Annotated in this window: 13 protein-coding genes and 11 tRNA genes; 2 read left to right on the forward strand and 22 right to left on the reverse strand. The window is 55.9% G+C overall.

Annotation, left to right across the window (positions count from 1 at the left end):
* The coding region (locus tag CHB65_RS14255) for a response regulator (protein ID WP_143420438.1) at window positions 1–438 on the reverse strand (438 nt) is incomplete at its 3' end.
* Between the two features lie 662 nt (window positions 439–1100).
* Here CHB65_RS14255 and CHB65_RS14260 point away from each other — a divergent pair.
* Complete coding sequence (locus tag CHB65_RS14260) at window positions 1101–2513, forward strand: ATP-binding protein (RefSeq protein WP_089385716.1); 1413 nt, start codon at window positions 1101–1103, stop codon at window positions 2511–2513.
* Between the two features lie 15 nt (window positions 2514–2528).
* Here the strand turns inward: CHB65_RS14260 and CHB65_RS14265 are convergent, their stop codons facing one another.
* Both CHB65_RS14265 and CHB65_RS14270 read right to left on the reverse strand, forming a co-directional pair.
* On the reverse strand, window positions 2529–3068 hold the full coding sequence (locus tag CHB65_RS14265) for a hypothetical protein (RefSeq protein WP_089385717.1): 540 nt from the start codon (window positions 3066–3068) through the stop codon (window positions 2529–2531).
* 17 nt (window positions 3069–3085) lie between these two features.
* Entirely contained in the window at window positions 3086–4885 is a 1800-nt protein-coding gene (locus tag CHB65_RS14270) for an SWIM zinc finger family protein (RefSeq protein WP_089385718.1), read from the reverse strand.
* 114 nt (window positions 4886–4999) lie between these two features.
* Between CHB65_RS14270 and CHB65_RS14275 the strand changes: the two genes are divergently transcribed.
* Entirely contained in the window at window positions 5000–5992 is a 993-nt protein-coding gene (locus tag CHB65_RS14275) for a hypothetical protein (RefSeq protein ID WP_089385719.1), read from the forward strand.
* An 84-nt stretch (window positions 5993–6076) separates the two neighbouring features.
* Here CHB65_RS14275 and CHB65_RS14280 read toward each other — a convergent pair whose 3' ends face one another.
* The 19 genes from CHB65_RS14280 to CHB65_RS14370 all read right to left on the reverse strand — a co-directional run bounded on the left by CHB65_RS14280 (window position 6077) and on the right by CHB65_RS14370 (window position 14651).
* Window positions 6077–6769, reverse strand: coding sequence for a hypothetical protein (locus CHB65_RS14280; protein ID WP_143420439.1), 693 nt, complete (start codon window positions 6767–6769; stop codon window positions 6077–6079).
* Window positions 6770–6855: 86 nt separating this feature from the next.
* On the reverse strand, window positions 6856–7146 hold the full coding sequence (locus CHB65_RS14285; RefSeq protein WP_089385721.1) for a DUF433 domain-containing protein: 291 nt from the start codon (window positions 7144–7146) through the stop codon (window positions 6856–6858).
* Window positions 7147–7213: 67 nt separating this feature from the next.
* The gene (locus tag CHB65_RS14290; RefSeq protein ID WP_089385722.1) at window positions 7214–8134 is read right to left on the reverse strand and encodes a helix-turn-helix domain-containing protein; all 921 of its coding nucleotides are present in this window, start codon (window positions 8132–8134) and stop codon (window positions 7214–7216) included.
* Between the two features lie 141 nt (window positions 8135–8275).
* Window positions 8276–8650: a type II toxin-antitoxin system PemK/MazF family toxin gene (locus tag CHB65_RS14295; protein ID WP_089385723.1), complete on the reverse strand. Its 375-nt coding sequence runs from the start codon at window positions 8648–8650 to the stop codon at window positions 8276–8278.
* Window positions 8647–9018: a MarR family transcriptional regulator gene (locus CHB65_RS14300; protein WP_089385724.1), complete on the reverse strand. Its 372-nt coding sequence runs from the start codon at window positions 9016–9018 to the stop codon at window positions 8647–8649. Before CHB65_RS14300 ends, CHB65_RS14295 begins: the two co-directional genes overlap by 4 nt.
* A gap of 129 nt (window positions 9019–9147) precedes the next feature.
* Window positions 9148–9900: a pirin family protein gene (locus CHB65_RS14305; protein WP_089385725.1), complete on the reverse strand. Its 753-nt coding sequence runs from the start codon at window positions 9898–9900 to the stop codon at window positions 9148–9150.
* A 610-nt stretch (window positions 9901–10510) separates the two neighbouring features.
* Window positions 10511–10810, reverse strand: coding sequence for a hypothetical protein (locus CHB65_RS17035; RefSeq protein WP_143420440.1), 300 nt, complete (start codon window positions 10808–10810; stop codon window positions 10511–10513).
* Window positions 10811–10870: 60 nt separating this feature from the next.
* Window positions 10871–10943 (reverse strand) — tRNA-OTHER (locus CHB65_RS14315).
* Between the two features lie 26 nt (window positions 10944–10969).
* Window positions 10970–12499: a TROVE domain-containing protein gene (locus CHB65_RS14320; protein WP_089385727.1), complete on the reverse strand. Its 1530-nt coding sequence runs from the start codon at window positions 12497–12499 to the stop codon at window positions 10970–10972.
* A gap of 113 nt (window positions 12500–12612) precedes the next feature.
* Window positions 12613–12687 (reverse strand) — tRNA-Arg (locus tag CHB65_RS14325).
* A 429-nt stretch (window positions 12688–13116) separates the two neighbouring features.
* Window positions 13117–13192, reverse strand: a tRNA-Glu gene (locus CHB65_RS14330).
* A 196-nt stretch (window positions 13193–13388) separates the two neighbouring features.
* Window positions 13389–13462, reverse strand: a tRNA-Val gene (locus CHB65_RS14340).
* Window positions 13463–13533, reverse strand: a tRNA-Met gene (locus CHB65_RS14345).
* Window positions 13534–13605: 72 nt separating this feature from the next.
* Window positions 13606–13678 (reverse strand) — tRNA-Glu (locus tag CHB65_RS14350).
* A 30-nt stretch (window positions 13679–13708) separates the two neighbouring features.
* Window positions 13709–13837, reverse strand: a tRNA-Thr gene (locus CHB65_RS17525).
* 77 nt (window positions 13838–13914) lie between these two features.
* A tRNA-Leu gene (locus CHB65_RS14355) sits at window positions 13915–13996 on the reverse strand.
* Window positions 13997–14038: 42 nt separating this feature from the next.
* A tRNA-Leu gene (locus CHB65_RS14360) sits at window positions 14039–14120 on the reverse strand.
* A 369-nt stretch (window positions 14121–14489) separates the two neighbouring features.
* Window positions 14490–14563: transfer RNA gene (locus CHB65_RS14365), tRNA-Asp, on the reverse strand.
* Window positions 14564–14575: 12 nt separating this feature from the next.
* Window positions 14576–14651: transfer RNA gene (locus CHB65_RS14370), tRNA-Gln, on the reverse strand.
* Window positions 14652–15097 lie beyond the last annotated feature (446 nt).

A 15097-nucleotide genomic window follows, 5' to 3' on the forward strand; every position in this document is an offset into this window, starting at 1 on the left:
AAATTCAGTCAGACGCATCAGCTGTTCCTGTCTGTCGGCTCGCTCGGCCTCACGCCTCGCATGGACAGCATTCCGGATTCGGTTGGCGAGAAGTTCGTACTGTTCAGACCCCGAACTCTTCTGAAGATAGTCCGTTACGTCTGCAGCAATGGCATCGCTGGCAACTGTCTCGCTACCTTTTCCGGTGTAGAGAATAAATGGAAGGTCAGGATACTGCTCTCGAACAGCCTGCAAGAACTCAATGCCGTTCAACCCGGGCATTTCGTAGTCCGAAACCACACAGTCAGGTGGATGATTACGGATGATGCCCAGCCCCTTATCGGCGTTGGTGGCCGTCTCAACGGTGAAGCGGTCATCCTCACGTTGTAGAAACGCTGCGGTCAGGTCCGCGATTGAAGAATCGTCATCGACGTGCAATACCCGGATCGATTGAGTCATATTCTCATTTATTTCTTATCACTGAGCAAAAGTGTATGGGGGTGCTCAGTGCGTTTAATTCCATATTCACGTTTGACTCGCTCTCTGTATCTTGTACGACATTCTTCTCGGCTACTGGATAAACCGTCAGTTCCGGTGAGCGATCTCACCTCTTAATCACTCATGGAAAGTCAACGACGAGTGCTGCATTCGTGCTGTGTATTCATCAAGAAGTATATTATCATTTATTCGATATTTTAGTCCAAAGGGATAAAAAACTCAGCGGGATCCCGGATTAAGCGTGTCAACTTTAGCAGAGAGAATGACGGTGAAATTACAGGAATCTAAGGTTGACAGGCTCTTAATTCACCATCACAACCCCGGTGATACAGTCGCGTCCGATCTGTATCACGACCCAATGCTGACTACACCCTCTGTATCTTGCACGACGCCCAAAACCTATCACCATTTGAGGACTTCAACAGAGCCGGATTTCTTTAATTGCTCTACAGCTTTCGATCCAACTGTCGAGCACGTCAACCTTTCAGGCACTGTATCCAGATTCGAGAAGCGTCTCCACGTGATAGCAAGCAAAACATAGCCAAAGATACAATAGTTTAGGCTACAATAGTTGAAGCTACACTATCTGAGATCATATGAGTGGGGGAGACAAACAGCTGCTAATGGCCGAGTTCGTCAACCGGGAAGAAGAACTCGCGCGCTTGCGAGAACTCTATGCGAGCGACGAAGCGGAACTCGCTGTCGTGTGGGGCCGTCGCCGGATCGGTAAGACGAGACTGGTCGCAGAATCGATCCGCGAGCGGGACGACGCAGTGTATCACCAGGCGACAGAAACAACCGCGAAGGCCCAACTCGACGCCTTCGTGACTGACGCGAGTGAGACGTATCCCGACATCGAGCGTCTCCAGCGTGACTGGGAAACACTTCTGGACTATCTCATCGATCAGGACGCGATCATCGTTCTCGACGAATTCCCTTACCTCGCTGACGCTAACGAGGAACTTCCATCGTTGATTCAGCGACTGTGGGACCACAGCGTCGAGGACTCCGCGACGACACTCGTCCTTACCGGATCGGCGATCGGGATGATGTACGACCTCACACTCGATGGACGCGCCCCACTGTACGGACGTATCTCACAGAATCCCAGCGGAAAGTTTCCGATCAACCAACTCGACTTCGGGGCAGCGATGGAGTTCTTCCCCAACTACAGTCCCGAGGAACAAGTGTTTGCGTACGGGGTCTTTGGAGGCGTTCCCCACTACCTCCAAGCGGTCGATGACACGCAGTCGCTTGACGAGAACATCACGCGAACGTTGCTACACCAACAGGGCAGTCTCCACGAAGAGCCCGAGTTGATCCTCCGAATGGAGGTTGACGAGGTAAATCGGTTCTTTGCTATTCTCGAAGCGATCGCTAAAGGGAACCGAACGCGGAATGAAATCGCCGGTGACGCAGGTATTGATGCAAACAGTTCGAGTTACTACCTCGACCGACTGGAGGATCTGGAACTCATCGAACCCGACTATCCCGTGACGGCGGATCCGACGCGTAGTCGGAAACGTCGGTATCAGATCAGTGACCACCTCTTCCGCTTCTGGTTTCGGTTCGTTCACGGCCGCGGCGGTAGATACGAGATGTATGGCGACACGGCGTATAGTGAACTCGTCGAGCCCGAACTCCCGAACTTCGTCAGTGACGTCTTCGAGCAACTTTGTCAGCAGGCCGTCCCCTCGTTGTATTCCGACTTGGCATTCACCGAGCGACCGGGACGCTGGTGGCACCGAGAACACGAGATCGACGTTGTCGGGCTCACTGCCGAGGGAACGCTTCTCGCAGGAGAAGTCAAGTTCACAAACCAGCCCGTTGGATATACCGTACTCTCTCGACTACAGGAAGAAGCCAAGCAGATCGATTGGACGCCACCAGCTGGTGGAGAGCCCGACTACGAATACGCACTGTTCAGTCGAAACGGGTTCAAACAATCAGTTCGAGAGGCAGCCGACGAAGAGGACACCCTTCGACTATTCACCCTTGAAGATGTTATAGACGTACTCAATCAACGGCCACAGTAACATGGCATCGACTGGTCAATCCAGATCCGCTCGCTCGCGTAACTCCCCGACCAACAGATCAAGAATCGCCTCTTTATCCTCCTGGGGAACCGCTCGGCCATGGACTTCAGCGAATTTCTCTTCCCAGTGGTCGATCCAGGAGCCGAACACATCGTCGAAGGCAGCTTCCGGATCGTCCGCAGCTCTGACTTCGGTGATCTCTTGCTGGATCATATCGTGGGGACCGCCAGCTCCAAGTTCAGCTTCGACAACCAACCAGGGCTCGTATTCGAAGCTCGACGCGAGTTCCTCACTGTCCCACGTCTCGTTATTCAAATCCAGTCGGTACTCCGTCAAAACATGAAACCGAGCTGGTGACGCATCGATGCCTGGGACACCCATCCCGGAGAGATACATCGTCGGATGTCGCTCGATCCGAAACGAGAGTTCCTCACCTTCCTCGAATTTGAATCCGAACGCACGATCCCGAATTTTTGACAGCGTGAGATCTTCTGGAAGGGTTATTGGACGATCAGCAAGGATCGTGAGAACGCGCTCGCTGGTACGTTCGGGCATTGTTCACCGTGGTTCCGTCACTCTGGAAATTCCGCAAGCAGTTCTTCCAGCATCGGTCGGAGTTTGTACTTTCGGGAGTTTTCGTCTTTCAGCTCTTCCACGTAGGCACGCCATTCGTCGAGTTCCTCTGCAGCCGCGGCTGCCTTCCCGGCAGTTTCCAGCCACAGGACCGCGTGGCGATACCGCTGTGATTTGCCCTCCTCGATGATCGGCTCCGCCTGCTGTTTGCAGGCTTCGATCGTCCACTGTGGATGTTCTCCGAAGACGGCCTCTGTGACTGGTTCGACGACGGTATAATCCGAAAATTCCTCCGCGATAGCGATCGCCTCCTCGTACCGCTCCGCCTCCAGAAAGATTTCGACGTGTTGCCGCGCTGTCCGAGCCGTCGTATTCTGATCGGCGAGATACGACAGCAGTTCGTCTCGAATCTCGGGCCACTCCTCACCGGCAAGTTCCTCTGTCGCCTGATAGGCCAAGAGCGTCGGATCAGTTTTGAACGCAGTAATAGCAGCTTCCAATGCTAACTCCGGCTCATCCATACTCTTGGCTCGATCGCGGAGCCATTCGGCTAACTCGGCTTTTTTCGGCCCCTCAAGTGAGAGACCGAGGTGTGCGATTTCCAGTGCTGCCTGTGGACGGTCGTGTTCACGCAGCGTTTTGGCCAGTGCCAGCGCCTCGTCAGGCGAGACCAGGTTGCTTCGCCCGTATTCGATGGCCTCGTCGATGCGTCCTTCTCTCACCAACATCGTGACAAATGCCTCGATCTGGTCGGCGGCGTGTGCCAGATTCAGGTACTCCTCGATGCGATCCTGCCGTTCGAGGACGTTAAGACGGGCTCTAATGAAGTCCTCGGCGTACCACGGTGGATCGCCTTCCCAGAGATCGACGGCAGCGGTATCGCCGTCCAGTGCTCGCTGCACCGGTTCGAAATCCCAGCCACGCTGGACCGCTTCGAGCGCGACGCTGTACGGTGGGTGATGGGTATACCGCCCCATCTCCTGTTCCCACTGCCAGAGCTGTTCTTCCCACTGTTGACGGGCAGTTTCGGATGGATCAACCGTGAGAAGCGCCTCAGCCAGTACTCGATCGACCTCGTCGAAAAACTCGAAGATTGCCTGCGAATCGTCGTACGAGAGCGCCAACCACTCTTCGTCCATCAACTCCTCGACCATTGGTTCGAGAATAACCAGGGCCGTTTCACCATCACCAGCATCGAGAGCTGTTCGTGCCTGGTCGAGGATCTCTCGGAGTTTCTCTACATCAGTTTCGACTGCGGCATACGGGTCGTGACCGTGCCCTGACCTCCCATCTGATGGTCGGAGTACGTACTGGACTTGCTGGCGAATCGACTCGCGGTTGATATCTGGCGATCGGACAGACGCATCGTCGCCTTGGCCCGTTTCAAGTCGTGATTCGACCCGAGCCGCTAGTTCTGGGTGGTGCTCAACGAGATCAAGAATCACGTCCCGGAGTTCCGACGGGTCTGCATCCGCAACCAGGTCGGACACAGACGGACGCTGATCGATACTATCTGGATCACGTATGTACGTTAACAGAACCGCGACTCGATGTTTGCAGATGCCGCCGTGGTCGTACGGACAGGAACACGCCGTCTCCACGATTCCAGTATCATCGAGTTCAACTCGTACCTGGTAGGGTTCGTACTGGCTCCCTTCGACCTCACCTCGCAGCGTATCGCCACGATGAGTGACGTCGATGACGGCACCCTGATCGTAGTAGTTCTCACCGCGGTCGTACGACTTGGACCGTGCGAGACGCTTGATCGCTGCCTCCGTCACTGTCGGTTCGTGTTCCATCGCGTCCTATCCGTTGCTACGGGTCCGATCGGTAGAAAACCCTGGGCACCCCTCACCGCCGCAACGACACGTATACGGAGTACTGTTTAGTCGATTGCTTGCCAAGGTTTTCATATGCCGTTCAGCGTCAGTTGGCACACACTCCTTGACGAACTCGAAGAACTCTCCGACGGAGCAACGCTCATCACGCCACTGTCACACGAGCGCTTTCGTATCACCGATATCCAAGAACACCGCGTCATCATCCAGATTGACGAAACAGGAGAGAAGCGGCCACTGCAGCGGGAGCAGTTTGAGACGCTGTATCGCCGAGTAACCGAAGAATCGGGTGGGTTCGAACTGGACCGTCTTCCGCCCGACGCTGAACCGTATTCAGCAGTCCTGAGCGTCCATCCTCGCTTCGAAATCGACGAGGAGCGTGGCGTGATTCTTGAGAGAGACGGGCCGACGACCACCCAACTACTCGATGATGCGGGGGATTCCGAACGTGGCCAAGAGAAACGAACTGAACCGGATCTGGATGTCTATGCTGATGCGCTCTTGCTCGTGGATGCACTCGAACGCCACGAAGTCGATGTACTCGAAGACATGGAGACGGACGCGCTGGTGAATCTCTATACGCTGCTTTCGGACGTCCAACGAAACGCCAACGATCTCAGGCAGAACGTGGCCGACGTCCTATTGAACCGCCTGCATCACGACCGTCCCGTGAGCGGTCCGTTCGGCTCCGTCCAGCGAACGACGCGGCGGAACCGGTCGTTGAAGGACGAAGACGACGTACTCGATACTCTCGAACATGCTGGCATCGACCCCGAGCGCGTCATGGGAGTGGACCGCGGCAAAGTGGACGACGCACTAGAGGTGACAGAACTCTCCGAACGAGATGTATACGAGATCACCGAGAGTGAGTACGTACGGAAAGCCGAGGTGGACGAGGATCGGAAAGAAACCAGACTACAGGGTCTCAAAGACCAACTTGCTGCCACCGACGGAACGGAAGCCGAGGAGCTACGCGAAGAGATCGAGGAACTCGAAGATCGCATCGAGGAGTTGACCGAGTTCAAATCCGGACATGCCTTCCACACTCCTGCTGAAGGTGGACCATAACACGGCCAGAGCGCGACGGGGTGGGTGCTCACAGAAGAAATCGGAATTGAGGTTCCCTGAAGCCCGCACACTCGGTTGCTGCTCTCACGACACGTCTTCTTCGTCGATTGCGAGTTCACTCAACTCGTAGTGATCAGTAATCCAGGTAGTGATATGTTCGGCGAGGGTCTCGAACACAGCCTCGTCATCCCGTTCAACATCGGTCACATCCAGCGAGTGGGCAACCTCCCACGTGTTCGTCTCGGGATTGTAGCCGTAGGCAGCGAACAACCGTCTGTTCTCGATTGGTTCGTCGAACGCAAGCACGAACGAGACGTACCGATCAGTACTCTTGTGTCGTGTGAACGGAATCGCTTCGGGAATGAATCCTCGGTCGCCGATGGCCGTGATCTGTGCAGCTGTCAACGGCTCCTGTGGCAGATTCGCTGCGAACCCGTCCAACGGATCGTTGAGGTATCCTGCCGGTTCAATCTCATCCTCATCGTATCCAGCCTCAATTTGCTCTGTCAATCGATCATCATCGAGTCCGACGTCTTCGGTGAGGCCTTCCCACGATCCGGTTGAGTCAACCTTTACCCACGCTCGTTTCTCGGGATCGAAGATTAGGACATGGACCTGCTCACCGACACCGATAAACACCGAGATGATCGCATCTTCGTCATCCACGAGTTGGTACACAGGATGACAGATGTCGATGCTATGATGGCCGGCGAGTGCGCGAATGTCGGAGTGTGTCAGAGGACGGTCCGGCAGCCCGCCGATAGGATTAGCAGTCACACGATATCGTAGCAAGTCTCGGACGTATATTCGTTTCTGAGACGTTATCGATACACTTGTGCCCAGATAAGCCGAGACACCATCTGTCAGTTTTCGGGAGGCGTCAGCGATGACCGCCGCTTCGCTTCCTCACCAGCCCGTTCGTGTCGGTTCTCGACCTGCTGCATCTCCTCCGGATTGTTGTGGTAGTACGCGAGTGCCTCGTAGACGTCAGCGATATCTAGATTGTACCGCTCAGCCACTCGGTCGGGACTAAGTCCCCGTTGCTCCACCCGGACAAATACGTCTCGTACCGTAACTCGGCTTCCCTCAATATGGGGTTCTTGATGTATCTCCGAGTCCTCCCCAGAGACGATACGATACTCCTGTGCAGCCATTGAGGGAAAGTAGTCGCCCCAGCGTCTTTAACATGATGTACAGAAACGGCGCTATCCAGTCGCTCTCTCATACGTCAACCTCGTACTCCCTGGCAAGCTTTTCGAACTCTGTCCACCCCGGAAGCGAGTCAGCCCGAACCTCACCTTCGGTGTCAAGATACGTGAGGAGATCGGATACGATTTCTTCGACGTCGTATCTCTCTGCCAGGGATTGGAGTTCCCCTCGATCTATATCGGTGGCCGCCAACAACAAGAGACAGTATGACTGTGATCGCGCCCCATAATCGATGACTATCATGTGGCAGCATAGTTCCGACGCTGAAAGATCAGTCTTCGATTCATTGTACAGATAGTACCGGCGTTGACGGGTCAAAAGCGGGAGACCGTATTCTTGGAACCGTTCTGGACCCGTTGGGAGAAACGGTTCTGCATCGACTCCTTCATCCGTTTGGACGAGGAACTCATCGAGAGACTCCCAGAGAATTGTATAGGCATCTACATGGTTTTCGATCCGGTTTTGATGCCGATGATGAGCGAATTCCCTCGCAACTGTAGCGAGTTCTCCGAACTCTCCGTTGAGTGCATACTTGCCGTTCGTTCGATAGACGAGTCCTCGATGTTGTAAGGGGGAGAGTGACCTGTGAACTGTGCTCCGATGTACCTCGGTGGAATCAGCGAGTTCTGTCGCAGTTGCTGGCGTGTCGAGGTAGTACAGCACGCGAAGCGTGGCCCCATCCAGAAGTTCGGGAAATGGGATGTGCGGATACCGCAGGACGAATCTATCGAACAGTTCGATAGCTTTTGTTTGCGACCGACGAACTCGCCTCGTTTTCCCTGACCGGACCGTGTGGAGCAGATTCTTTTCTTCCATCTGCGTTACCAGCTCAGACACGTAGCTAAGGCTTCGATCGAGATCGTCGGCGAGGTCGCTGAGCGCGCGCTCCCCGCGGAGGGTTGCGAGCAATCGGAGCTCCGCTTCGCTGTACACTGTGTTGCAAAAATACGAACCAAATATAAATAGCTTCACTTTTATGCAACAGAGACGTAATATCATACATCATAATCTGCCGGCACAACAACCGTGATTCGACCTAAGAGACGATTCTTTCAGATGGCTCGCCTCCTGGGATTAGTTGTCCTCGTCCACCGTTGTCTCGTCGGCTATCTCGTCAATGAGCGCCGCGATGGCTTCGTCAAGGATTTGTTCGTCAACTGTTCCCTGCCAGAACTCAATATCGTCAGCATCAATTGATTGAACACCCCACGGGACAATCCGGCTTTTATCCGGCGTCCCTCCACGAATCCAGGCTGTTTCAGGAATCTCGATTAACCCATCCATCCAAGACTTCGTCGTAAGCGTCAGTGCGATATATTGCTCACCGTGAAACGGTTTGTCCCCGTGATTCGAAATGATAACCCAGGGTCGTGCATCCTCTTCACCTTTGAACGGATCGTCTCCGTAAACGACATCCCCCCGATCGTAAACTGGATCCTCGTCGGTCACGATCCGCTCTCCTCGCTGGGATGTGGCTCCTCAGGAGCGTGTTCCCGCCACGCAGCCTTCTCTTCGTCCCCGAATTGTTCGTTAAATAGCGCGGTCGCACGTTCGTATCCACTGTACGCCGCTAACCGACTCTCGTCATCAGTAATCGCCCAGTACGTTGCCTTATGCTCGACCAAGTCACGGTCCTTGAGTCGGGAAAGAGCTGTACTGACGGCTCCCTCATCGAGGTCGGTTCGCGCCGCGATTTCCCGTGCCTTGAACGCTCGATCGCGGTTTGCAGCAAGAAATCCCAGTACTTGATCCGTCACCGACACCTCTTCGAGTTCCTCCTCACTCGCCTGTTCAAACCGTTCCCTGTCGATCGACATCTTCACAGAAGAATACGTGCAGCCTCGATAAGAGTGTTAGGTCCGTAAGCTACGTAACTACCGATCGTAGCGTTAGCTTCGAAAGGTTGGGGAACCATACCCTTTGACGGAGAAATCCGCCGATTCGAATTACCGACCGATCGTCCCCTGCCGGGTAATCGGCGCGTCGGGATTAATGACGAACGCGACAAGTATCGATTCCTCGTGTGCAGTCACGGTAACGGTATCTTCGTTCACGAGCAGCCCGCTTTCCGTCTCACCGAAGCGGGTATCGTTCGCCTCGACAGCCCCCTCGAAGACGTAGAAGTACGTGTCCCATCCCGCGATCGATGGGAGTTCAACACTGGTTCCCTCGTCGAGTCGTACATCGTAGAGATGCACGTCGTTGCGTACGTAGAACGGAGCATCTGTTCCTTCAGGTCCGAAGAGATGCCGCCATTCGTTAGCGGTGAAATCTGGGATGGGGCCGTGCTGGATGTTCGGTTCGAAATCGAGCGAGTGGGGTCTGACGAAGATCTGCAGCATCCGGAGCGGTGGGTCATCCGGAAGGGTTCGCTCTTCGTGCCAGAACCCTCGTCCTGAATTCATCACCATGAGGTGCTCGGGGTCGGTGACCAGCTTGTTCCCTTCCCTGTCATCATGACGCATTACACCTGCTGGCACCCAGGAAACGATCTCGTCGTTTCGGTGGGGATGCATCGAAATTAGCGTGTCGGGGTCCATGAATGACTCAACGACAGTTGCGAGCGGCCCATAGCCGTGATCGTCGTGATCAGGGAGGTTTTGCCCGGGAAAATTGAAGTGAATTCTGAATCGCCCCTGATTCTGGGAAACATCCGTTCGTGGGGCCTTGTAGAGCGCTTCCTCAGAATCAACATTCATGATGGTACTGTATAGGGATACAACGCATATATGCCTGCGGCGTCTGCACGAAAAGACGTCAAGGTGAACTCTAGCGTCCGTCTTCGTTGGTTTGGTGTTCGACCATCACTTGTATTCGTATCCGTACGCTTCTCTGAGCATCTTTAGACTCAATTCTCGCCACTGTTCGACCAGTTCGACGACGTTCTCGCCAACAGTAAAGATCCGGGGATATTCTGAACTGGAGATTACGACCGTCCCATCTTCGAAAACCATCGTACCCGACCGATCAAGCGGGAGGCTCACATCGTCTTTTAGATACAGTGTTTCGGTCGAATCCACCCAATCACATAGAACAACTGAATCTTCGTTTCGATTCCGTTCCTCTTTATTTGCCCATGCTGGAAAGCTATCGTACACGACGCGGCTCCCGTACAGGCCTTCCTACTGTTCTTGATCGAAAGCTAGACTACCGTCCGACGACTGTGCCAGTCCACGAAGGTATCCGTCAATTCTTCCTCGGACATACGTACTGTCGGACTCATCCCACCCGGTCATAGTATGCTATAGATCGTAGATTCCGGCGATAAATACTAGGTAGGTGTAATTCAGGGTAGGCCCAAAGTTCACGTCAGTCTCCGATACGGGGGGTTGATTCGACTCCAGGGACCTCAGCGAGATGCTGTCGCAATTTCTCGGTATCGCTCAGGACTGGAGCCACCTGAATTGTTACTTCGACAGTGATGATGGTTGCCGAGAGCCGGGGTTTGATCCCGTGTAGTTCAGCCACCGTTGCATCAACCACACCCGTAGCTCGCGTGAGACGCTCTTCGGCGTCAGTGACTAGGTCGCCACTCGCACCACTAGGGATACGAATCGTCACCTCCACAGTTACGGTCGTTTCGGGATCGTTGTCACTAGTGATTGCCATGGTGACACCTCCGTTGTGGAGCACTGCACAGGCGGGTTGTTCCATGAGCGGTGCTCCGAGTGCACGAGGGACGATTCGAACGCCCGCTTCGGTCATGGCGCGACCGCGTGCTTCCGAACTACACTACTCGCGCAGCACGCAAAATCGAAAAAGAACGGCTCAAGCTGGTTCAAGCGCATCGATCTCATCTATGATCTGCATCGGGGTTTCAGCGTACTCGATGAACGTAAGAACGTTCTCCGACCACCCTGAGATGTTGTAGACGTTCTCGTATCCTTCCGGGGTCACGAGTTTGCCGTACGATGCGAGATCGATGAGATACAATGCAGTATCCGCTGCGACTTCATCACGATAGGCGTCGAATTGCGTTTTGACCGTCCGATCGTCGCGGTGGGTAAACGGCGTGCTGTCCCAAATCTGCATGTCGGTGAAGATGATGATCCGTTCAACAGGCACCTCTTGCTCGCGGAGGTATTCCAGCGCCTTCCAGCCGTTGGTCGATTGGCCAACCTCTGCATCGATAGCGAGCACGGCCTCCTGACGCTGCAGGACTGGCGTATCCACGTGCATCGAGACCGTCTGGAACTCATCACCGAAGCCACCGACACGAGCGCCCTGCTCAGCGAGAAGTGCGCCGAACAATGCGCCGACTTCCTTGAGTCGGAGCGTGCTGTTCAGCGACAGCGGTTGATCCATCGACCCTGAGAGGTCCACAGCGACGAATGTTTCGCCAAGGCCATCGGGAACATTCTCGACAGCAACTCCGATCGCATCTTCCAGCCACTGTTCAACTGCTGGTGCTTGAATGTCTGCCTCCTGTAATGCATTGTATGCCTGGTAGTACCGGAACGGGTACAACGGTGCGTGGCGCACCGCCTCCAGGTCAAGGTGAGCAACGATTGTTTCTTCATCAACACCCGCTTCGAGCATATTCCGGAGATTCCGGATTGACGCAAAGATCGGCAGTGCATGCTCATCATCTTCGATGAGATCTGTCCACGCGTCTCGGATGTTGCCACGTTCCGAGATAACCGTCTCCCACGTCTTGGGTGAGGGAAGCGGGTCAATGTCTGGATAATCATCCAGGCCGCCACGCATGAACCGCTCGAACAACTCTGCTTGTTCCTCGTCGATCGGTTCCGGATGGACGCGGTTGAACACGTCGTGCAGCGTCACCTCGCGCCGCGACAGTTCGTACTTGCCGAGCGTGTACGCATCGGCCATCGAGACGAGCGCGTCTTCGATTCCACGGCGGAGCGGCCACGGTGCAGTCTCGCCAAACAGCGTATCGTGGATTGCAAGAGTGGTCGCCGTCTCGTCCATCCGCTGGATGATCGATGGAGCCCACTCACGAATCATCGACTCAGGAGAGTCATCCTTGAATCGCTCGTCGTTGGCCGCTAGCACGAGCAATACCTGCGGAATATCACGCAGGTAGAGTTCTTGCCGAGCGTACGCAGCGAGCTTCAAGACGAATTCCGGGTCTTCGGCTGCTACAGCGTCGAACCGTCGAACGACAGCTGCTAACTGTTCATCATCGGCCTCGTAGAACGAGTCTTCCAGTAGCTGGTTGATCGTCCGCTTGTATAGGGCGAGTCGTGGATCCGCGGGTTCGAACGCTTCTCCACCCTCATAGTTGGTGGTACGCGTCGCTTCTGCGACTGTTTGTTTGGGTTCGTTGAATTCCATACTATCACCTGAAGCCGAAACAGGCGGCTCCGAATCGATGCCGCTCACGAACGATGAGCAGCTAACGCCGGGAAGATGCTCTCCCGATCCCAGCCTCGCCGTGCTCGGCTGGACGTCCCCGGCACGATTCGAACGTGCGACACCCGGCTTCGAAGGCCGGTGCTCTGTCCTGACTGAGCTACGGGGACAGGGGTGGCCGGAAAATTGCTGGAGCCTCGACAGCGTGCTCCCAGGTTACACCACGGTGGAAATTCCACCGCCGGGATTCGAACCCGGACCTCCGGCTCCTGAGGCGAAGGAAGACTCCAGCTCGACGGCCACGAAATGAGTGATGGCGATCGGAAAACTGTCGAGGCGGGACCCGGTGTCGGAAGCACCCTCGTGCTCCCTTTGTCCGGGATGTTCTCGATGGACGACGCCACCGACAGGATTTGAACCTGCGAGTTCCTGACGAAGCAACGCCTCGACTCGACGATCGCCTGAGGCGTGGCCGGGAAACTGACGGAGCGACGGGCTATGACTCCCGGTGTGCCTGACGGGCTGAAGGAACGCTCCATCTTGACGGCCACGGCAGGGTTGGAACCAACACCACCATTTGGGCGGCATCGATTCCGAAGTGCTCCCGAGGGGAATTGAACCCCCGACCTCCAGCTCGAAAGGCTGGCGTCCCTCGCCAACGGGGACTCCAGGAGCATGATAGTCGGTGTGCGTTGGACCATACGGGTCCGACACCCGGAGAAGGACTCGAACCTCCCACGACCGGGGTAACAGCCCGGTACCCTCGCCAGGGGGGTCTCCCGGGCACAGAACAGGCCCAGCGAGATTCGAACCCGCTATCTGACGGTTCAAAACCGGCTGCCTGTCCTCATAGGCACCGGGCTCATACAGGTTGGCGGGACAGGACTCGAACCTGTGATCTCGCCGATGTCAGCGGCGCGTCCACTCCATCTGGACTGCCCGCCATTGCGGGACCAGGAATCGAACCTGGGCCTCGGGGATATGAGCCCCGTGGACTACCACTATCCGATCCCGCATCACTATTCTTCCAAGCGGCTCTTTGAGCCGAGAGTTGCTTCCCAGCAATCCGTTTCTCCATATAGTGGAGATGCTCCAGCCCGGATTTGAACCGGGGGCTCGACCGTGAGAGGGTCGTGAGTTTGGCCACTACTCCACTGGAGCGCTCGCCTTGCCCGAAGGATCATCCGTCAAAGAGGCGGACAGGATTCGAACCTGCGTGTTCTCGTTACAAGCGAGAGGAAGGACCTCTCACCGTCGCATCGGTCGCCCGATGAAAACTCGATGAGAGCGTGAGCGAATACCTGTCTCTTCCACCGCCCCACATCTTTCTGGCACAACTCGAACGCGCGTCTGTCCTCTACAGGGAGGGATCGTCGCCGCTGGACTACAGGGAGAACTGTCGCCGCGAGGATTCGAACCTCGGAAGACCTGTGCCAGCGGGCCTGAACCGCTTCCCGTTGACCACTTGGGTACGGCGACACAGGAGACAGGGGAACCCAGATACCGGTCCAATCACCGGCATGCCGCCACCAGGATTCGAACCTGGGAAGGACTCACCACACGGCCCTCAACCGTGCCCGTTTGACCACTCGGGCATGGCGGCACGCTACATCCCACGGCCGGGATTCCAACAAACGCCGTGTCCCGGGGTTGAACCGGGCTACCGTTACCGGAACTGGTATAGCAGACCAGCGGGGTCACCGATCCCCAGACACGGCACGGGAACTGCCGTTTTCTAGGCAGTCAATCATTTGCCTATACACGTATCTCCAACACGCAACCAAGACCATCGCAGTCGTGGTTGTCGGTTTCGTCACGGGGCGTACTTCGGGTTATCCCGGGAATACTACACCGGACCATGCAGGTTTCAGACCCTTCCGGGCCCGTACCCGTCGGAACGAGTCAGGTAACCGAACCATCGGACGGATGCCTGCCTCGATGAGTATCCCCATGTGGATTGGCCATGCAGCCACGCCGACGCCGGGATTTGAACCCGGATACCGACCGTGACAGGGCCGGATGCTCACCGGATTACATCACGTCGGCACGCACATGTGATCGCCCCGGCCGGAATCGAACCGGCGGCCTCTGGATTCAAACTCCAGCGTCCCTCGCCAGCGGAGACTCCGGGGCTTCACACAGCCGTAGCTCTGTCTCTGGGAAAGCGTACTAGCGGCTCGTCGTGCGCTCGGCGCGCAGAGAACCGCTCGTTCGCTCCACTTGCAGGAACGAACGCAAGTCACAGCGCCGCGAACATCATCCGTCATAGTCGCCCGGATATGAAAAACGGACGAGTTACTGGATGAATGCAGGCGGCAGTCCCGTGTTCCCCGGCCCCGAGCGGGTAATCCGAATGGGGGCCAAGTTATGCGGGAGAAAGTCTCCGGAGATCGTCGGAGTGCGTCGAGTTCTCGGGTTCGACGCACGTCCAGCGATTGGTATCCGGGCGTTCCACACGCTGGTCTTGTAGATACTCGCCGGACACGCGACCCGCGGCTAACGGTGAACGAACAGGCCGCGGTTCGAGGCGAGTATCCGTCATCGTGTGGAATCTCATTGAATATCGCTTTGTGGTTGACG

It is taken from the genome of Halorubrum vacuolatum (assembly GCF_900188065.1).
Taxonomy (GTDB): domain Archaea; phylum Halobacteriota; class Halobacteria; order Halobacteriales; family Haloferacaceae; genus Halorubrum; species Halorubrum vacuolatum.